The 17,095-nt window shown below is 71.4% G+C and carries 20 protein-coding genes and 2 pseudogenes; 7 read left to right on the top strand and 15 right to left on the bottom strand.

Annotation, left to right across the window (positions count from 1 at the left end; all coding sequences use genetic code 11):
* Positions 1 to 3 precede the first annotated feature (3 nt).
* The 4 genes from J3P44_RS02970 to J3P44_RS02955 all read right to left on the bottom strand — a co-directional run bounded on the left by J3P44_RS02970 (position 4) and on the right by J3P44_RS02955 (position 2,474).
* A complete protein-coding gene (locus tag J3P44_RS02970; protein WP_255888738.1) occupies positions 4 to 642 on the bottom strand; it encodes an HAD family hydrolase in 639 nt (212 codons plus the stop codon).
* Complete coding sequence (locus J3P44_RS02965) at positions 639 to 1,109, bottom strand: PTS sugar transporter subunit IIA (RefSeq protein ID WP_255888737.1); 471 nt, start codon at positions 1,107 to 1,109, stop codon at positions 639 to 641. Before J3P44_RS02965 ends, J3P44_RS02970 begins: the two co-directional genes overlap by 4 nt.
* A complete protein-coding gene (locus J3P44_RS02960) occupies positions 1,106 to 1,339 on the bottom strand; it encodes a PTS sugar transporter subunit IIB (protein WP_255888736.1) in 234 nt (77 codons plus the stop codon). Before J3P44_RS02960 ends, J3P44_RS02965 begins: the two co-directional genes overlap by 4 nt.
* Positions 1,340 to 1,418: 79 nt before the next feature.
* A complete protein-coding gene (locus tag J3P44_RS02955) occupies positions 1,419 to 2,474 on the bottom strand; it encodes an SIS domain-containing protein (RefSeq protein WP_255888735.1) in 1,056 nt (351 codons plus the stop codon).
* A gap of 95 nt (positions 2,475 to 2,569) precedes the next feature.
* Between J3P44_RS02955 and J3P44_RS02950 the strand changes: the two genes are divergently transcribed.
* From J3P44_RS02950 to J3P44_RS02935, 4 genes are read left to right on the top strand one after another with little or no spacing between them, the layout of a single operon-like run.
* A complete protein-coding gene (locus tag J3P44_RS02950; protein ID WP_255888734.1) occupies positions 2,570 to 3,358 on the top strand; it encodes a GntR family transcriptional regulator in 789 nt (262 codons plus the stop codon).
* Positions 3,355 to 4,614, top strand: coding sequence for a PTS transporter subunit EIIC (locus tag J3P44_RS02945; RefSeq protein ID WP_255888733.1), 1,260 nt, complete (start codon positions 3,355 to 3,357; stop codon positions 4,612 to 4,614). Before J3P44_RS02950 ends, J3P44_RS02945 begins: the two co-directional genes overlap by 4 nt.
* Position 4,615: 1 nt before the next feature.
* Positions 4,616 to 5,746, top strand: a complete 1,131-nt coding sequence (nagA, locus tag J3P44_RS02940; protein WP_255888732.1) for an N-acetylglucosamine-6-phosphate deacetylase — start codon at positions 4,616 to 4,618, stop codon at positions 5,744 to 5,746.
* Positions 5,747 to 5,767: 21 nt separating this feature from the next.
* Positions 5,768 to 6,388: a class I SAM-dependent methyltransferase gene (locus J3P44_RS02935; protein ID WP_255888731.1), complete on the top strand. Its 621-nt coding sequence runs from the start codon at positions 5,768 to 5,770 to the stop codon at positions 6,386 to 6,388.
* Between the two features lie 44 nt (positions 6,389 to 6,432).
* Here the strand turns inward: J3P44_RS02935 and J3P44_RS02930 are convergent, their stop codons facing one another.
* Both J3P44_RS02930 and mca read right to left on the bottom strand, forming a co-directional pair.
* Positions 6,433 to 6,678, bottom strand: a complete 246-nt coding sequence (locus J3P44_RS02930) for a hypothetical protein (RefSeq protein ID WP_255888730.1) — start codon at positions 6,676 to 6,678, stop codon at positions 6,433 to 6,435.
* 23 nt (positions 6,679 to 6,701) lie between these two features.
* Positions 6,702 to 7,616, bottom strand: a complete 915-nt coding sequence (mca, locus tag J3P44_RS02925; RefSeq protein WP_255888729.1) for a mycothiol conjugate amidase Mca — start codon at positions 7,614 to 7,616, stop codon at positions 6,702 to 6,704.
* A gap of 37 nt (positions 7,617 to 7,653) precedes the next feature.
* Between mca and J3P44_RS02920 the strand changes: the two genes are divergently transcribed.
* Together J3P44_RS02920 and greA are read left to right on the top strand one after the other, a co-directional pair.
* Positions 7,654 to 8,043, top strand: a complete 390-nt coding sequence (locus tag J3P44_RS02920; RefSeq protein WP_255888728.1) for a DUF4307 domain-containing protein — start codon at positions 7,654 to 7,656, stop codon at positions 8,041 to 8,043.
* A 224-nt stretch (positions 8,044 to 8,267) separates the two neighbouring features.
* Entirely contained in the window at positions 8,268 to 8,759 is a 492-nt protein-coding gene (gene greA, locus J3P44_RS02915; protein WP_255888727.1) for a transcription elongation factor GreA, read from the top strand.
* A 3-nt stretch (positions 8,760 to 8,762) separates the two neighbouring features.
* Here the strand turns inward: greA and ilvA are convergent, their stop codons facing one another.
* The 6 genes from ilvA to J3P44_RS02885 all read right to left on the bottom strand — a co-directional run bounded on the left by ilvA (position 8,763) and on the right by J3P44_RS02885 (position 15,129).
* On the bottom strand, positions 8,763 to 9,971 hold the full coding sequence (gene ilvA, locus J3P44_RS02910; protein ID WP_255888726.1) for a threonine ammonia-lyase: 1,209 nt from the start codon (positions 9,969 to 9,971) through the stop codon (positions 8,763 to 8,765).
* Complete coding sequence (locus tag J3P44_RS02905) at positions 9,968 to 11,416, bottom strand: AI-2E family transporter (protein ID WP_255888725.1); 1,449 nt, start codon at positions 11,414 to 11,416, stop codon at positions 9,968 to 9,970. The genes ilvA and J3P44_RS02905 overlap by 4 nt, the downstream gene beginning before the upstream one ends.
* Before the next feature lie 10 nt (positions 11,417 to 11,426).
* A complete protein-coding gene (locus J3P44_RS02900) occupies positions 11,427 to 12,836 on the bottom strand; it encodes a glutamate mutase L (protein WP_255888724.1) in 1,410 nt (469 codons plus the stop codon).
* Positions 12,833 to 13,147, bottom strand: coding sequence for a YidH family protein (locus tag J3P44_RS25375; protein WP_255888723.1), 315 nt, complete (start codon positions 13,145 to 13,147; stop codon positions 12,833 to 12,835). The genes J3P44_RS02900 and J3P44_RS25375 overlap by 4 nt, the downstream gene beginning before the upstream one ends.
* 2 nt (positions 13,148 to 13,149) lie before the next feature.
* Positions 13,150 to 14,310, bottom strand: coding sequence for a cystathionine gamma-synthase (locus tag J3P44_RS02890; RefSeq protein WP_255888722.1), 1,161 nt, complete (start codon positions 14,308 to 14,310; stop codon positions 13,150 to 13,152).
* A gap of 105 nt (positions 14,311 to 14,415) precedes the next feature.
* Complete coding sequence (locus J3P44_RS02885) at positions 14,416 to 15,129, bottom strand: hypothetical protein (protein WP_255888721.1); 714 nt, start codon at positions 15,127 to 15,129, stop codon at positions 14,416 to 14,418.
* Positions 15,130 to 15,265: 136 nt separating this feature from the next.
* Here J3P44_RS02885 and msrA point away from each other — a divergent pair, with 136 nt between their 5' ends.
* Positions 15,266 to 15,916, top strand: coding sequence for a peptide-methionine (S)-S-oxide reductase MsrA (gene msrA / locus J3P44_RS02880; protein WP_255888720.1), 651 nt, complete (start codon positions 15,266 to 15,268; stop codon positions 15,914 to 15,916).
* 97 nt (positions 15,917 to 16,013) lie between these two features.
* On the opposite strand, the pseudogene J3P44_RS25740 reads toward msrA, so the two are convergent.
* From J3P44_RS25740 to J3P44_RS02870, 3 genes and pseudogenes are all read right to left on the bottom strand, one after another.
* Positions 16,014 to 16,187: pseudogene (locus J3P44_RS25740) on the bottom strand (VOC family protein); the annotation flags it as partial.
* Between the two features lie 35 nt (positions 16,188 to 16,222).
* Positions 16,223 to 16,303: pseudogene (locus J3P44_RS25735) on the bottom strand (VOC family protein); the annotation flags it as partial.
* Positions 16,304 to 16,393: 90 nt separating this feature from the next.
* A complete protein-coding gene (locus J3P44_RS02870) occupies positions 16,394 to 17,038 on the bottom strand; it encodes a helix-turn-helix domain-containing protein (RefSeq protein WP_255888719.1) in 645 nt (214 codons plus the stop codon).
* Positions 17,039 to 17,095 lie beyond the last annotated feature (57 nt).

Raw genomic sequence — 17,095 nt, 5'->3', positions numbered from 1 at the left:
CACTCAGCGCACGAGCGGCAACAACGCCCGGAGGTCGTGGTGCACCTCCACCGCGCCGGCCTCCAGCAACAGGTCGCGCTCGTGGGTCGTGGCGACGCCGTGCACTCGGCGTACGCCGGCACCGAGAGCCGCGCGCACGCCCGCCGGGGAGTCCTCGGCCGCGAGCGCCTGCGCCGGATCCGCCCCGAGCCGCTCGCACGCCAGGGCGAAGCCCGCCGGGTCGGGCTTGCCGTCCACCACGTCGCGCGCGGTCACGATGACGTCGACGCTGTCGCGCCCCAGCAGCAGCGACTCGACGAGTGATCGCTCGACCCAGGCCGGTCCGGCGGAGGTCACGATGGCCACGGGTACGCCGGCGGCCCGGGCCACCTCGATCAGCTCGCGCGCTCCGGGCACCGCCTGCGCCGCCTCGTCCGGGACGTGGAGCAGCACCTCGGCCAGCACGTCGGCCGGGTCGAGCCCGGCCCACGGTCCGGGCTCGGTCGCGAAGACGTCCTCGGCCCGCCGCCCGGTGAACACCGAGAGGTCGGGGACGTCCCACCCCTTGTGCGCGAAGAACGCGCGGTAGCCCCGCCGGTGGATCGGCTCGGAGTCGACGAGGGTGCCGTCGAGGTCCAGCAGCAGCGCCGAGACGCCGCTCATGGAGTCGAGAAGAGCGGGTCTCCCGCGGCCACCGAGGCACCGATGGCGTCGCTCGTCACGGAGCCCTTGGGGGCGTCCATCACCACCACGGGCACGACCGGTGACACGTCCTGGCCGCCCGCGGACGCGGGCAGCGTGGACGGGTCCCACCTGATCATCGGGTCGCCGGCGGCGACGTCGCTGCCCTGCGTGGCGAGGACCTCGAAGCCCTCCCCCTCGAGCCGGACGGTGTTGATGCCGAGGTGCACCAGCACGCCGACCCCGTCGCCGAGGACGACGAAGGCGTGCGGCAGCACCTTGAGGACCTTGCCGGCGATCGGGGAGACGACCGTGGTGGGGCCAGGGTCGGGTTCGATGGCGACGCCGGGGCCGACCATCTCCTCGGCGAACACCGCATCGGGCACGTCGGCCATCGCGACGACCCGGCCCGGGCAGGGCGCGAGGACCTGCACTGAAGGAGGGGTCACATCAGGTCCTCGATGTCGTCGGCAAGGTTGTCCGCCTCGGGCCCGACGACCACCTGGACGATGGTGCCGCTCGCCATGACGCCGTGGGCGCCGGCGGCCTTGAGGGCGGCCTGGTCCACGAGGGAGCCGTCCTTGACCTCGGTGCGGAGGCGGGTGATGCAGGCCTCGATCTCGACGACGTTGTCCGCGCCGCCGAGTCCGGCGAGGATCTGCTCTGCCTTGCTGCTCATCTTCGTCAACCTTTCGTGGGTGGTGGGTGCTTGACACCTTGGGTTCGCGACGGCTGGTGCGCAACCGTCGGCGCGGGGGTCAGCGGTCGGTCTGGGTGACCTTGTTGAGCCCGCGCGGGTTGTCCGGGTCGAGGCCCAGGCGCGTGGCCATCTGCTCGATCATGAGCTGGGCCGGGACGATGGACGCGATCGGCTCGACCGTCTCGGGCAGGTCCGGGCCGGCCAGGTGCAGGTCGCACAGGTCGGCGAACGCCGACGTGCCGCCGATGCCGAGCACGCGCGCTCCGCGGTCCTGTAGGTCGCGGACCAGGTCGACCATCGGCTCCGCGAGCGGACCTCCGGCGGCCGCGACCAGCACCGCGAGCAGGCCCTCGCTCACCACGGAGATCGGGCCGTGTCGCAGGTCGGCGTAGGAGTAGCCACGCACCGGCCGCAGGCACGTCTCCTCCATCTTGAGCGCGGTCTCCAGCGCGGTGCCGAGCAGCAGTCCCCGCCCCGAGACCACCACGCGCTCGGCTGTCGCAAGCGCCTCGGCCGCGGCACTCACGTCCGTGCCGAGGAGCCCGGCCACCGCGTCCGGCACGCGTCGGAGGTCGTCCTCCAGGCCGGGCCCCGACGACAACGCGTCCGCCAGGACGGCGAGCGCCACCAGCTGCGTCGAGTAGGTCTTCGTCGCCGGCACCGCGAGCTCGGGGCCGGCCTGCGTCACCAGCGCCAGGTCCGCCGCCTCGGCCAGGGGTGAGCCCGCCACGTTGGTCACCGCGACCGTCGCCGCGCCGCACTCCCGGGCCCACTCCTGGGTCTCGACGATCTCGGCGGTGGCTCCCGACTGCGAGACCGAGACGACCACGGCGTCCGAGAGGTCGAGGCGTGAGCGGTAGTGCGTGGCGACGCTGGGGGCGGCGAGGGCGGCCGGCACGCCGGCAGCCACCTCCAGGAGGTAGCGACCGTAGATCGCGGCGTTGTCACTCGAGCCCCGGGCCACCAGGAGCACCCGGCGGCGGCCGCCGGCGAGGTCGTGCACGCGCGGCTTCTCGAGCAGCAGGTGGTCGAGCGTGCGCGCGACGGCGGACGGCTGCTCGGCGATCTCGGACGCCATCCGTGTCTGCATGTTGCCGGGGTGAGAGATGTCCATGGGGGTCCTTGACAAGCTCGGGGCGCTGGGGCCATGCTCCCAACTGGTACGTACCAGACCGTACCAATTGATCGGAGCTACGTCGAGAGGTGGAGATGGCTCGCAGGATCGACGACGGCCCCCGGCCCAAGCACGTCCAGCTCAGCGACGTACTGGCGGAGCTCGCGACCCACGAGCTCGGGCCCGACACCGCCATCCCGTCCGAGCGCGACCTGATGGCGACGTACGACGTCTCGCGCGCCACTGTGCGCAAGGCAATCGACAGCCTCGTCGCGGGCGGCCTGCTGCACCGGATCCAGGGCAAGGGCACGTTCGTCGCCCAGCCGCGCATCGAGAGCAGCCTGCACCTCGCCTCGTTCTCGGAGGACATGCGCAGCCGCGGACTGGCACCCTCGACGCGGCTGATGCGCGTGGACGAGGAGCGACCCCCCGCAGAGGTCGCGGAGGCCCTGCGACTGGGCCAGGACGGCACCGCCTGGCGCATCGACCGCGTGCGTCTCGCCGACGGGCAGCCGATGGCGATCGAGCAGGGGTGGTATCCCCGCTCGCTGTTCCCCGACCTCGACACCCAGGACCTCGTGGGCTCCCTCTACACCCTCTTCGCGTCGCGCTACGGCGTGGTCATCGACGCCGCGGAGCAGACGCTCTGGGGGGAGGCCGCCGCGGGCACGACCGCACGCCGCCTCGAGGCCGCCGTGCACACCCCGCTGCTCGTCTTCCGCCGGGTGTCGAGCGCGGCCGGCCGCCGCGTCGAGTACGTCGTCTCCCGCTACCGCGGAGACCGCTACCAGCTCCACATGACCCTCGGCGCCGAGCAGGGCGCCGCCAAGGAAAGCACCACCAACCCCCGTAGCAGGACCAGCACCAGAAGGGATCCATCGTGACAACCCAGGACGCCGCAGACAGCGGCACCACCAGGCGCAGGATCAACCTCGCGCCCGTACAGAAGTTCGGCCGGAGCCTGATGCTCCCCATCGCCGCACTCCCGGTGGCAGCACTGCTGCTGCGACTTGGGCAGCCCGACCTGCTCGGCGCCGACGGCGCCGGCTGGGACAGCGTGGCGGCCGTCATCGGCGCGGCAGGTGGGGCCCTCTTCGCCAACCTGCCACTGCTCTTCGCCGTCGGCATCGCCATCGGCATGGCCAGGAAGTCGGATGGGTCGACCGCATTGGCCGCCGTCGTCGGCTACCTGGTCTTCCAGTCCGTCGGCGACGCCATGTCGCCCTACGTCCTGGGCCTGCCCGAGGGCGACGCCGAACAGGAGTTGATCAACTACGGCGTCCTCGGCGGCATCGTGATGGGCCTGGTCTCCGCCTGGCTGTGGCAGCGCTACCACCGCATCTCGCTGCCGCCCTACCTCGCCTTCTTCGGCGGACGTCGCTTCGTCCCGATCATCACCGCCTTCGCCGCTCTCGCGATCTCGGTCGCGATGAGCTTCGTCTACCCGGCCTTCGACTGGGCGATCACCGGGCTCGGCGAGTGGGTGACCGACAACGCCATCCTCGGCGGCTTCGTCTACGGCACGCTCAACCGGCTGCTGATCCCGCTCGGCCTGCACCACATCCTCAACAACCCGCCGTGGTTCATCTTCGGGTCCTACGAGGGCTCGGCCGGGGTGGTGCACGGGGACATTCCGCGCTTCCTCGCCGGCGACCCGACCGCCGGCGCCTTCATGACCGGCTTCTTCCCGATCATGATGTTCGCCCTGCCTGCAGCGGCGCTGGCGATCTGGCACGAGGCCAAGCCTCAGAACAAGAAGCTCGTCGGCGGCATCATGCTGTCCGCCGCGCTCACCGCGTTCCTCACCGGTGTCACGGAGCCGCTCGAGTTCGCATTCATGTTCGTGGCCTTCCCGCTCTACGTCATCCACGCGCTTCTGACCGGCACCTCGCTGGCGCTGGTCAACGCGATGGGCATCAAGGACGGGTTCGGGTTCTCGGCGGGACTCTTCGACTACCTGCTCAACTTCAACATCGCCACCAAGCCGTTGCTGCTGATCCCGATCGGCCTGGCGTATGCGGCGGTCTACTACTTCCTCTTCCGGGCCGTGATCCGCAAGTGGAACCTGAAGACCCCCGGTCGCGAGGACGACGACGAGACCGCTGGCCACCCGATGCTCGAGCAGGACAACAAGGCCTGACGTGATCGTCTCTGCAGGCCATGTGGTCACCCCGGCGCGGATCCTCGCGCCGGGGTGGCTGCACCTGGACGGCGACCGCATCGTCGAGGTCGGCGAGGGCGCGCCACCGCGCACGCCCGACGTCGACCTCGGCGACGCCACCGTCGTCCCCGGGTTCGTCGACCTCCACGTGCACGGCGGGGGCGGCGCGTCCTTCGACATCGGGACGGCGGAAGCGGCCGACGTCGTGGCGGCCGCCCACCTGGCCCACGGCACCACGTCGATGGCGGCCAGCCTGGTCACCGACACGCGCGAGCGGATGATCGCGGCCGTACGAGAGCTGGCCCTTCTCGTGCAGGACGGGCGCCTCGCCGGCGTCCACCTCGAGGGGCCGTGGCTGAGCCCACAGCGCTCGGGCGCCCACCAGCCGGGCTCGCTGTCGGATCCCGACCCGGCGTCGGTGGAGGCGCTCCTCGCCGCCGGCGACGGAGCCGTACGCATGGTGACCCTCGCGCCCGAGCTGCCCGGTGGGATCGCGGCCGTGCGCCAGCTCGCCGCCGCGGGCGTCGTCGTCGGGATCGGCCACACGGTGGCGACGTACGACGTGGCGCGCGAGGCGCTCGACGCCGGCGCCCGGCTCGGCACCCATCTCTTCAACGCGATGCGCCCGCTCCACCACCGCGAGCCGGGGACCGTGGGCGCACTGCTGGAGGCCCCGGTGGACGTGGAGCTGATCGCCGACGGGGTGCACCTGCATCCCGCGGTGCTGCGGACGGTCTTCGCCGCCAAGCCCGGCCGCTGCGTGCTGGTCACCGACGCGATGGCCGCGGCCGGCTCACCCGACGGCGACTACCGGCTCGGCCCCATGGCCATCGAGGTGCGCGACGGCGTGGCTCGGCTCGCCGACGGTGAGGGCACCGGTGCCATCGCGGGCTCGACCCTGACCATGGACGCGGCGGTCCGCTTCGCCGTCCGGACGGCCGGCCTGCCGCTGGTCGACGTGGTGCACGCCGCGAGCACGGCGCCCGCCCGGGTGTGGGGACTGGACGACGTGGGCGCGATCAAGGCGGGCAGACGGGCGGACCTGGTCGTCCTCGACGACCGGCTGGACGTCGTACGGGTGATGCGCGCTGGATCCTGGCAGCAGCCCTGATGCGTCCCTAGGCTGGTGAGCATGGACGCCTCCGCGTGGGACGAGCGGTACGCCGCCAGCGAGCTGGTCTGGTCGCGCGAGCCCAACCGGTTCGTGGCCGCCGAGCTCGCCGACCTGCCGGCGGGCACGGCCGTCGACCTCGCTGCCGGGGAGGGTCGCAACGCCATCTGGCTGGCCACCCGCGGCTGGTCGGTCACGGCGGTCGACTTCTCACAGGTCGCGCTCGACAAGGGCGCCCGGCTCGCCGCCGACCTCGACGCGAGCCTCGACCTGACGTGGGTCTGCGCCGACGCGACGACCTGGGAGCCGCCCGAGCCGGTCGACCTGGTGGTGATCGCCTACCTGCAGGTCCAGGCCGAGGACCGGCGGCGGGCGGTGCGCGGGGCGTACGCGATGCTGCGGCCGGGAGGGACGCTCCTGCTGGTCGCCCACGACTCGACCAACCTCACCGAGGGCACCGGCGGACCCCAGGACCCGGCCGTGCTGATGACCGCCGAGGACGTGCTGGCCGACCTGGACGGCCTCGATGCCGACGTGGTGCGCGCCCAGCGGGTCGCGCGCGACGTCACCTCAGCCGACGAGCACGGCGGCGACGAGCGGCGTACGGCCTGGGACTGCCTGGTGCGGGTGGTCCGGCGTTGAGCGGTGCGTGAGCAACCGAGCTGCGAGCCGAGAAGGTTGCTGGCTCACCGCTCGTCGGTGGCCGGGGACTCCGAGGGGTCGGTGGGGTCGGTGCGGTCCACCGGCTCGTCGCCGTAGAGGCCCGCGTCCTTGGCCGCCTGGGCCTTGCGCAGCTGCTTGACCAGGCTGAAGCCGAGCACCACCACGGCGAGGATCATGAAGATCCACAGCGCGAAGCCGAGCGGTCCCGCCTTGACCTCGGTGGGCTCGGGAGTGGGGTCCTCCAGCAGGATGATCAGCAGGTCGAGCATGGCTCCATCATCTCAGGTCGCCGTCACGGTGGGGGCATCGGGATGCCGGCGAAGAGGTCGTCCTCCGGCAGCGTCTTCCCGACCTTGGAGTCGACCAGCTCGTAGTCCTCGGTCGGCCAGGTCTTCTGCTGGATCTCGCGCGGGATCGCGAACCAGAAGCCGTCGGGATCGATCTGCGTGGCGTGCGCCAGCAGCGCCTGGTCGCGGACGCCGAAGTACTCCCCACACGGCACCCGGGTAGTGATGCGGTCGTCCCAGTCCGGCTCGCGTTCCCAGTTCTTCAGACGCTCCTCGTAGGGCGACTCCAGGTCGTGGGCCAGCATCGCCTCGTGCAGGGCGTTGGTCTTCGCCCAGCTCCAGCCGTGGTGGTAGTAGAGCTTGAGCGGCTGCCACGGCTCCCCCGCGTCGGGGAACCGCTCGGGGTCCCCGGCCGCGTGGTAGGCGGCGACGGAGACCTCGTGGCAGCGGATGTGGTCGGGGTGCGGGTAGCCCCCGCGCTCGTCGTACGTCGTCATGACGTGCGGGCGGAAGTCACGGATGAACCGCACCAGGCGCTCGGTCGCCTCCTCGAGCGGCACGAGGGCGAAGCAGCCCTCGGGCAGCGGCGGGAGCGGATCGCCCTCGGGCCAGCCCGAGTCGACGAAGCCCAGCCAGTCCTGCCGGACGCCGAGGATGTCGCGCGCGCGGTGCATCTCCTCGCGACGGATCTCGGAGATGTTCTCCCAGACGTCGGGGCGGTCCATCTTGGGGTTGAGCACCGACCCGCGCTCGCCACCGGTGCAGGTGACGACGTGGACGTCGACGCCCTCCGTGACGTACTTCGCGGTCGACGCGGCGCCCTTGCTCGACTCGTCGTCGGGGTGGGCGTGGACGTGCATCAGTCGGAGACCCGCGCGGAACGTGTCTGCTCCGGGCCGGTCTGCGGAGAGCTGGGCCATGGGCGGGAGTCTAGGAGACGCCACTTAGGCTCTGAGCGTGACCAGCGACCTCGCCGACCGGTACGGCGCCCCCTCGCGGTGGCGACGCCCGGTGACGGTCGGGGTAGCGGTCGCCCTCGCGGTGGTCAGCCTCGCCTGGCTGGGCTGGACGGTGTGGTTCCACAGCACCCCGGCCGTGACGTCGGACCTGGTGTCCTTCGACGTCACCAACGACCACGAGACGCTGGCGCGGCTCGACGTCGAGCTCGGCGACGGCGTCGAGGCGAGCTGCCGGCTGCGCGCCTTCGCCGAGGATCACACGACCGTCGGGGAGCTCGCCTTCACGCCCGTCGCCGGCACCAACGAGGTGGTGATCCGCACCGAGCGGAGGGCCACCACCGTGGAGAAGCTGGGCTGCACCGCCCCGGGCCAGCCGCGCCCCCGCTGAGCGGTCCCTAGAGCGGCCCCTGACCGGGCCCAGGAGCCGCCGACCTGCGCTTTCTGGCCCCGCTTGCTAGCCTGTTGTCCTGCCCGTCCGGCAGCGCTGGCCCACGTCTGCTGCCGCGCTGACTCAGATCGGACGGAAGAAGCACCACCGACCAGATGCGGTCGCGCTGAGGCACACCCCCAGTACGACAGGCATCCAGCACCACGCGAAGCAGGAGTACCGACATGACCGACCAGGGCACCGTCTGGCTGACCCAGGAGGCCTACGACAAGCTGCAGGCCGAGCTCGATGACCTCAAGGGCCCCAAGCGCCAGGAGATCATCGAGAAGATCGCGGCCGCGCGCGACGAGGGCGACCTGAAGGAGAACAGCGGCTACCACGCCGCCAAGGACGACCAGGGCAAGCAGGAGGCCCGGATCCGTCAGCTCGAGGACATGCTGCGCAAGGCCGAGGTCGGCGAGACGCCGCCCAACGACGGCGTCGTCGAGCCCGGCATGGTCGTGACCGTCGACTTCGGCGGTGGCGACACCGAGAAGTTCCTGCTCGGTGCCCGCGAGAACCTGACCGAGGGCGACGACCTCGACGTCTACTCGCCGCAGTCGGCGATGGGTGCCGCAATCAACGGCAAGTCCAAGGGCGACTCGGTGAGCTACACCGCGCCCAACGGCAAGGAGCTCAGCGTGACGATCGTCGACGCGGAGCCCTATCGGGCCTGAGCCTCAGGTGTCGACCCGGTAGCCCCGCTCGCGCAGCCGCTCCATCAGGTGCTGCGCGTGCGGGTCGCCGCGCGTCTCGAGCTGGATCCGCACCTCGACCTCGTTGAGGGTCAGCGAGGGCGAGATCCGCTCGTGGGCGACCTCCAGCACGTTGGCCCCCTCGGCGCCGACCTCGCCGAGCAGCGAGGCGAGCCCGCCGGGGACGTCGGGGATGTTGACGCGGAGGTAGAGGTAGCGCCCGGCCGCCGCGAGGCCGTGCCGGATGACCTTGCTGAGCAACAGCGGGTCGATGTTGCCGCCCGAGAGCACGGCGACCGCCGGCGTCTCGAAGTTTCTCGGGTTGTCGAGCATGGCCGCCACGGCCGCGGCCCCCGCCGGCTCCACGACCTGCTTGGCCCGCTCGACCAGCGCCAGCAGCGCGCGCGACAGCGACTCCTCCGAGACCGTCACGATCTCGTCGACGTGCTCGCGCACCGCGTCGAAGGTGATGTCGCCGGGGCACCCGACAGCGATGCCGTCGGCCATCGTGGTCATCGACTCCAGCGCCACGGGCTCACCCGCGGCGAGCGAGCCGGGGAAGGCCGCGGCCCCCTCGGCCTGCACCCCCACCACGCGTACGTCGGGGCGCAGCGTCTTGATCGCGATCGCCACCCCGGCGAGCAGCCCGCCGCCGCCGGTCGGCACCAGCACCGTGCGTACGTCGGGGGCCTGCTCGAGGACCTCCAGACCCAGCGTGCCCTGCCCCGCGACGATGTCGACGTGGTCGAAGGGGTGGATCAGGATCGCCCCGGTCTCCTCGGCGAAGGCCCGGGCCGCGGCCAGGGAGTCCTCGAGGTAGCGGCCGTGGAAGACCACGTCGGCGCCGTAGCCGCGGGTCGCCTTCTCCTTCGGGATCGGCGCACCCTCGGGCATGAAGACGGTCGAGGCGATGCCCAGCGTCGCGGCCGCCAGCGCCACCCCCTGGGCGTGGTTGCCGGCCGAGGCAGCGACCACACCCTTGGCGCGCTCCTCGGCGGAGAGCCGGGCGATGCGCACGTAGGCGCCGCGCGCCTTGAAGGACCCGGTGCGCTGGAGGTTCTCGCACTTCAGCATCACGGGTCCGCCGACCAGCGCGGACAGCCAGCGCGACTCCTCCATCGGCGTCGTCACGGTGACGTCGTCGAGGAGCTCGCGCGCAGCCACGATGTCGGCGAGGGTCACCTGATCGGTCATGACTCGTCCTTTGATGCAGGCGAGGATGCTGGGTCGTGGGACGGGCCGCCGGGGCGGCCGACGTTGTCGGGGTGGTTGGCGCGCTCGGCCGACCCGGCGATCGGGCTGTCGTCCGGCGGGACGGCGTCGGGTGGGATCCCGTCGGTCGCCAGGTCCTCGAGCAGGGCGTCCTCGGCGTCGTCCCCGACGTCGGTGTAGCCGGCGAGGTGCTGGGCCACCGCGTTGCCCGCCGCGGCCAGGGGTACGGCGATGAGCGCACCCGCGATGCCCGCCACGAGCACGCCGCAACCGATCGCGACGATCACCCCCAGCGGGTGCAGCGAGACGAACCGGCCCATGAGGACCGGCTGCAGGACGTGTCCCTCGAACTGCTGGACCACGACGACGGCGGCGAGCATCATCAGCGCCGTCCACGGTCCTTGGTCCACGAGGGCGACGAGGATGGCCACCATGCCGGCGACGGTGGCACCGATCATCGGCACGAACGCGCCCAGGAAGACCAGCACGCCGATGGCGACCACGAACGGCACGCCGAGGAAGTACGCCGCTGCCATGATGCCGACCGCGTCGGCGAGGGCCACGAGCACGGTCGCCCTGACGAACTGCGTGAGCGAGACCCACGCGACCCGGCCGGAGGCGTCGACGCGCTCACGCGCGGCACGCGGGGCGATCCGCACGAGCCAGGCCCAGATGCGGTCGCCGTCGGCGAGGAAGAAGAAGGTCGAGAACAGCACGATGAAGAAGCCGGCCACGACGTGACCGACGGCGGTGCCGACCTCGGTGAGGCGGGTGACGACGCCGTCGGCGCCGGTGCTGTCGGTGACGGCCCCCTGGACCTGCTCGATGTAGCCGTCGATCTGCGAGTCGGAGACGTCCAACGGCCCCGTGCGCAACCAGTCGCGCACCTGTCCCAGACCCGTCGCGACGGAGTCGGCCAGGTCGTTGGCACCCTGGGCGACCTGCTGGCCCACGAAGGTCAGCAGCAGCGCGACGGTCCCGATGCCGAGCACCATCACGATCCCGGCCGAGGGCCCGCGCGGCAGTCCGATCCTGCGCAGCGCGTGGACGAGCGGTGCGGCGAGCGCGGCAGCCAGCAGGGCAATGGCGAGCGGGAGGGTGATCACCGCGAAGTAACGCAACGTCCACAGCAGCCCGAGCATGGCTACGGCGATCACGATCAGCCGCCACGACCAGGCGGCAGCGAGGTCGAGTCCCCACGGCACCTGGGCCCGGCTGAAGTTGGACGGGCCCGTCGAGAAGGCCGGCTCGGCGCGACGCTCGGCGCGCAGCTGCGCCCACTGCGCGAGGATCCGCTCGGGCAGGCCGTCCTCGTCGTCGCTTCGCACCAGGGGCAGGAACAGCCGGCGCCGACCCGACCCGTCGGCGCTCTCGTCGGTGCTCTCCGCGGTGACCGGGTCAGGGTCAGGCGCCTGCTGCTCGCTCACGTCGGTCACGCTACCGATCCCCTGCCGTGTGGAGACGGCTCACGAGGCGGTGCGCCGCGACGGGGTGCTCCTCGGCCAGCAGCCCGGCCGCGGCCAGCACGTAGTCGCGGTCCACGACCACCGCCGGGTCGCGCGGAAGCTGCCAGCCTCCCTCGAACGCGTCGCCGGTCGCGGGCATCAGCACACGTCGTACGGCGTCGGGGCCGCCGTGGCGCAGCACGCCGCCCGACCCCACCAGCAGGTCCACCTCGCGCAGGTCCTTGCCGCTGCGCTCGACGACCCGCCCCTCCGGGCTGACCACGACCTTGCTGCGCCCGGCGTGGCGCTCCAGAGCGATCCGGACGGCTGCCGCGGCGATGTCGAGGTCGGCCTCGCGCTCGGCCTCGGAGTCAGGAAGGAGGTCGGGGTGCGCGCGGCGCCGTGCCGCCGCGGAGGCGAGGTCCACGCGTCCCGCGGCCTCCACGGTCGAGATGGCCGACCACCGCATCCCGAGGTCCCCCTCGACCGTGCGCGTCACCGGCGTCACGCCGACGACCTCGCGGGACAGGCCCCGCCCGTCGATGGACGCCGTCTCGGGGTCGAGCTCGACCACGCTGTGCACGTCGGTCGTGGCGCCGCCGACGTCGACGACGACCACGTCACCGGCGCCGGGGTGCTGGTCGTCGAGTCCGCGCGCGAGGAGCTCGACGCCGGTCAGGACGATGTCGGGCGTGGCGCCGCGGACGAGGTCGGTGAAGGCCCGGCCCCGGGCGTCGGTGCGGTGGCTGAGGTGCTTGCCGCCGATCACGTGGCTCAGGAAGATCTCGCGGATCGCGCGGCGGGCACTGTCGGGTGCCAGGACGCCGATCTTCGGCACGACGTTGTCGGCCAGGACGTAGGGCGTCCGCGAGTGCTCGAAGGCGGCTTCGACGAAGGGCTGGGACTCGACGTTGCCGGCCACCACGACCGGGCCGGCCCACGGGACCTTGGACAGGAAGTCGGCGTCGCCCTCGAGGACCTCGGCGTTGCCGCCGTCGGTGCCCCCGACCAGCAGCACGACGTCGGGCTCGGCGTCGCGGAGGCAGGTGAGCTTGTCGGCGTCGAGCTCACCGGAGAGCACCAGCACGACCTTGCCGCCGCTGGACAGGGCGACCCGACGCCCGGCCTCGGCGGTCACCAGCTCCTCGTTGCCGACGACCGCGATCCGCAGGCCGCCGCCGGCGCTCGAGCAGGCGAGCACGTCGGCCTCCACGGCGGCGGGGTCCTGCTCGGCCAGCGCGCTCACACAGGCGTCGTACCCGTCCAGGACGTCACCATCCCCGCCGGTGCCCGGCAGCGTGGTGGCGTGAGCCGCGGTGGCGAGCAGGTCGCCGGTGTCGAGGTCGACCAGGGCGGCCTTGGTGAAGGTGGACCCGAAGTCGACGCAGACGACGGCGCTCACACCACCACCGAGATCCCGGCGGCGACGATCACGACGAGGATGGCCAGCGCCATCACGTGCACGGTGGTGCCGGCCGGCAGGTCGCGTCCCTCGCGGATGGCGCGGTCGGCCTGCCGGAAGCGCAGCCAGCCGCCGCTGGCGGCCACCACCGCAGATGCGAGGAGCAGCAGCCCCAGGAGGCGCTGGGGCCAGGAGGGGTCGAGCAGGTGGAAGACGGCCAGCGCGGCGGCGACGAGGCCGATGGCCGTGCGCTCGTAGGCGAGGAACGTCCGCTCGTTGGCGAGCGAGAAGCGGATGTCGGAGTCGGGCACGCTCACCCCAGGGCCCGGTCGAGGTCGGCCACGAGGTCCTCGACGCTCTCGATGCCGACGCTGAGCCGGACGAGGTCGTCGGGGACCTCGAGGTCGGTGCCGGCGACGCTGGCGTGGGTCATCCTGCCGGGGTGCTCGATGAGCGACTCGACGCCACCGAGCGACTCGCCGAGGGTGAAGACCTCGGCACGTGCGCAGACCGCGAGCGCCTGCTCGAGGCCACCGGCGACGCGGAAGGAGACCATCCCGCCGAAGCGCTTCATCTGGCGGGCGGCGACCTCGTGGCCGGGGTGCGTGGCGAGACCGGGATAGATCACCTCGGTGACGCGCGGGTCGCCGTCGAGGAACGCAACGATCGCCTCGGCGTTGTCGCAGTGGCGGTCCATGCGCACGCCGAGCGTCTTGAGGCCACGGTGGGTCAGGAAGGCGTCGAAAGGTCCGGCGACCGCGCCCATGGCGTTCTGGTGGAAGCCGATCTTGTCCGCCAGGTCGAGGTCGCGCACGACCACGGCCCCGCCGACGACGTCGCTGTGCCCGCCGACGTACTTGGTGGTCGAGTGCAGCACCACGTCAGCCCCGAGGGTCAGCGGCTGCTGGAGGTAGGGCGAGGCGAACGTGTTGTCGACGACGAGCAGGGCACCGGCGTCGTGGGCGACGGTGGCCAGCGCCTCGATGTCACCGATCGTCAGCATCGGGTTGGTGGGTGTCTCGACCCAGACCAGCTTCGTACGACCCGGCTCGATCGCCGCGGCCACCGCACGGGCGTCGGCGACGGGCGCAGGGCTGTGGTCGAGGCCCCAGACCTTGGCCACCTTGTCGAAGAGGCGGAACGTGCCGCCGTAGGCGTCGTCGGGGATGACGACGTGCTCCCCCGGCCGGGTCAGCGCGCGGATCACCGCGTCCTCGGCCGCCAGTCCGGAGGCGAACGCGAACCCGCGCTCGCCGTCCTCGACCGCCGCGAGCGCGCCCTCGAGAGCCGTACGCGTGGGGTTGGCGGAGCGGCTGTACTCGTAGCCGCCGCGAAGTCCGCCGACCCCGTCCTGCTTGTAGGTGCTGCTGGCGTAGATGGGCGGGATGACCGCCCCTGTCATGGCGTCGGGCTCGTAGCCGGCGTGGATCGCACGCGTCTCGAAACCGGCCTTGTTGGCACGTTCCTGGGTCACACGGCGAGCGTAGTCCCAGCCGGTCGGGGAGGTCAGAGGGGACAGCGGAACGGCCGCCACCCCCACGGGGTGACGGCCCTTCCGCGAGGCCAAACTTGCGCCGACTCAGTTGGGCGCAAAGATGGCCGTCAACCAGCTGTCAGAGACCACTACGTTTCCCTCGAACTCGTCGCACACCAGGTTCACCGTGAGCAGGTTCCCCTTGGTCACGGGGAACGCTCGCGTGCCCGCGATGGAGTCGCTCTCGGCGATCGCCGCCGCCGGCATGTTGACGTACTGGAAGGCGGCGCCGTCCACGGCGGTGCCCGTGGTGATCGAGCACCTAGCCACCACGTCAGTTGCACCGGCCGCCCAGATGTAGGCGCTGGACGAGACGATCACCGTACCGTCGGCGGGCGGCATGAGGCTCACGGAGCGGACGACCTGGTCGGCTGTGGTCAGCGACACCGCGTCGTCACCACCGGCGGAGGCGGCGACCGAGTTGACGAATGGCGCGAGCTTGGCGTCGATCTCGGCCTTGCTGTAGGTCTCGCCCTTGCTGTAGGTCTCGCCCTTGCTGTAGGTCTCCGCCTTGCTGTAGCCCGAGCCCGCGGTCTCGTAGGAGCCCTTCGGCTGGTACTTCGTGTCGCTCTGCGCCTTGGTGTAGTAGCGCTTGTCCGCGAGCGGCTTGAGGTTCTTCTTCCAGATCTTCTTCCAGTTCGTGGCCACCGCGTTGCTGACCTCGGCGCCCGCGGGAGTGACGGCCATCAGGCCTCCACCGACGAGCACCCCCAGAAGCACGGCAACCACGAGCTGCCGAACCGATCGACGTGAAGACATGAACATTTCCTTTCGATGGATGAGCGTTGCGAGGTGCTCACAGTGGGGGCGGCTCGACCACGGAGTCATCGGTAGTAGTACGACGTCTAGACCGGTTCCTTGCGGAGTTCCTTGAGCGACCGGGGAGAATGGCCGCATGTTCGGACTCGGCAAGCCCACCACCCTCCCCGCCCCCGACCAGGCCCTTCCCGGCCGCGCTGAGTCGATGTGGACCCTCGGGGAGCACCTCGTCCTCCACACCCCGGTCGTCAGCGACGAGGCCCCCGCGGGTCACGAGGTCGCGATCCTGGGGCTCGGCTGCTTCTGGGGTGCCGAGGAGATCTACTGGCAGGTCCCCGGCGTCTGGTCCACCTCGGTCGGCTACGCCGGTGGCAGCACCCCGCACCCGACGTACGAAGAGGTCTGCAGTGGACACACGGGGCACACCGAGGCGATCCGCGTCGTCTTCGACCCGACGGTCGTCTCCTACGCCGACCTGCTCAAGAAGTTCTTCGAGATCCACGACCCCACCCAGGGCATGCGCCAGGGCAACGACGTCGGCACCCAGTACCGCTCAGCGATCTACTACACGACGCCCGAGCAGGAGCGGACCGCGCGCGAGCTGACCGCGGCGTACGGCGCTGAGCTGGCGCGCCGCGGCCTCGGCGAGATCACCACCGAGATCCGGCCGTCCAGCGAGACCCCCTACTACTACGCCGAGGACGCCCACCAGCAGTACCTCGCGAAGAACCCGTTCGGCTACCGCTGCCACGCCAACACCGGTGTGAAGTTCCCCGACACGGCCTGACAGCGCTTGCGAGGGTAGGACGCGCCAGCGACTCAGCCTTCGCGCCGTGGTCGACACGATCTCGCACAGACGCAGAACTCGTTGCTTCGGGGTCAGCGAGCACATCCCATGACTCCTGGCCGGTCTGCCCGACGTCGACCTGGCGAGCGCCGAGGCCGATCAACCTCGCGATCTCCGAATCGCGATCGTCGGCTGTGGTCGTGAGATCCAGGTGCACGCGGTTCTTGACGCTCTTGCGAGCTGCCCCGGCGGGCATAAGGCACAGGCCGGGCGCGCGTCGGCCGTTTCTCCGACGACCACCTCCCGCTCACGGGCGGACAGGATCTGCCAGCCGAGTGCCTCAGCCCAGAATCGGGCCAGGGACGGCAAGTCGTGGGCGTCGATCACGATGCAGGCGAAGGGGCATGTCGCCCAGTATCGCGAGGGCGAGCTGGTGAGAGGGCGGCTGGACTCACACCTGTCGAGAATCGGTGCCCGCTACTCCAGTCCGCTCGGCCGGTCGTCGTCGCGCCGCGCGAGCACGAACCACACCGCGGTGCACGGTTCTTCGTACGGGTTGCTCAGCCGGTGCGGGGTCATCGAGTCGAAGTGGATCGAGTCGCCGGAGCCGAGCGAGTACGTCTCGAAGCCGACCTGGATGTCAAGCCAACCGCTCAGCAGGTAGCCGTACTCGCGACCCCCGTGCCGCATCAGCTGGTCGGGCGCGCAGGACGAGGATCCCGGTGCGTACTCGACGTGCAGGAAATCGACATACGGGTCGCGGTCGTGGGTCAGCTGCTCCCAGACCACGCCCGACATCTCAAGTCGCTTGCGCCCGACAGCCGGCTGGACTGGTTCGGCGACCGGCGCCCAGGTGTCCGAAGGGGCGTCGACCAGCTCCGGAGGGGAACCGACCGACTGTGCGCCGATCAGGTCGTCGAGGGTGGTGCCGAGCTCGGAGAGGATCGAATAGAGCGTCCCGACGGACGGGTTGGCCTTGCCGAGCTCGATCTGGCTGACGAAGCTCGGCGAGACGTTGACACGCCTGGCCAGCTCGCGCAACGACAACCCGCGCTTCTCACGGGCGGCCCGGATCGATCGGCCGAGCTCTACCGGCCTCGTACCCGCCGCGGTAGGGGTCATGGACGCCTCGCTTCAGTGTGCGGTGTGACTCTACACATCTCGATCTCTGCGTGGCTA

The sequence above is a fragment of the Nocardioides astragali genome, assembly GCF_024436375.1.
GTDB lineage: Bacteria > Actinomycetota > Actinomycetes > Propionibacteriales > Nocardioidaceae > Nocardioides > Nocardioides astragali.
The sequence above is the reverse complement of the archived record's forward strand: the minus strand, read 5'-3'. Positions and strand labels throughout refer to the sequence as shown.

Coding starts and splice junctions, on each gene's coding strand:
- mca (WP_255888729.1), bottom strand. CDS start 7,616: ATGGCCCAGCTCTCCGCAGACCGGCCCGGAGCAGACACGTTCCGCGCG.
- ilvA (WP_255888726.1), bottom strand. CDS start 9,971: ATGACCGATCAGGTGACCCTCGCCGACATCGTGGCTGCGCGCGAGCTC.
- J3P44_RS02950 (WP_255888734.1), top strand. CDS start 2,570: ATGGCTCGCAGGATCGACGACGGCCCCCGGCCCAAGCACGTCCAGCTC.
- J3P44_RS02960 (WP_255888736.1), bottom strand. CDS start 1,339: ATGAGCAGCAAGGCAGAGCAGATCCTCGCCGGACTCGGCGGCGCGGAC.
- J3P44_RS02870 (WP_255888719.1), bottom strand. CDS start 17,038: ATGACCCCTACCGCGGCGGGTACGAGGCCGGTAGAGCTCGGCCGATCG.
- J3P44_RS02930 (WP_255888730.1), bottom strand. CDS start 6,678: ATGCTCGACCTGCTGATCATCCTGCTGGAGGACCCCACTCCCGAGCCC.
- J3P44_RS02955 (WP_255888735.1), bottom strand. CDS start 2,474: ATGGACATCTCTCACCCCGGCAACATGCAGACACGGATGGCGTCCGAG.
- msrA (WP_255888720.1), top strand. CDS start 15,266: ATGTTCGGACTCGGCAAGCCCACCACCCTCCCCGCCCCCGACCAGGCC.
- J3P44_RS02935 (WP_255888731.1), top strand. CDS start 5,768: ATGGACGCCTCCGCGTGGGACGAGCGGTACGCCGCCAGCGAGCTGGTC.
- greA (WP_255888727.1), top strand. CDS start 8,268: ATGACCGACCAGGGCACCGTCTGGCTGACCCAGGAGGCCTACGACAAG.
- J3P44_RS02885 (WP_255888721.1), bottom strand. CDS start 15,129: ATGTCTTCACGTCGATCGGTTCGGCAGCTCGTGGTTGCCGTGCTTCTG.
- J3P44_RS02970 (WP_255888738.1), bottom strand. CDS start 642: ATGAGCGGCGTCTCGGCGCTGCTGCTGGACCTCGACGGCACCCTCGTC.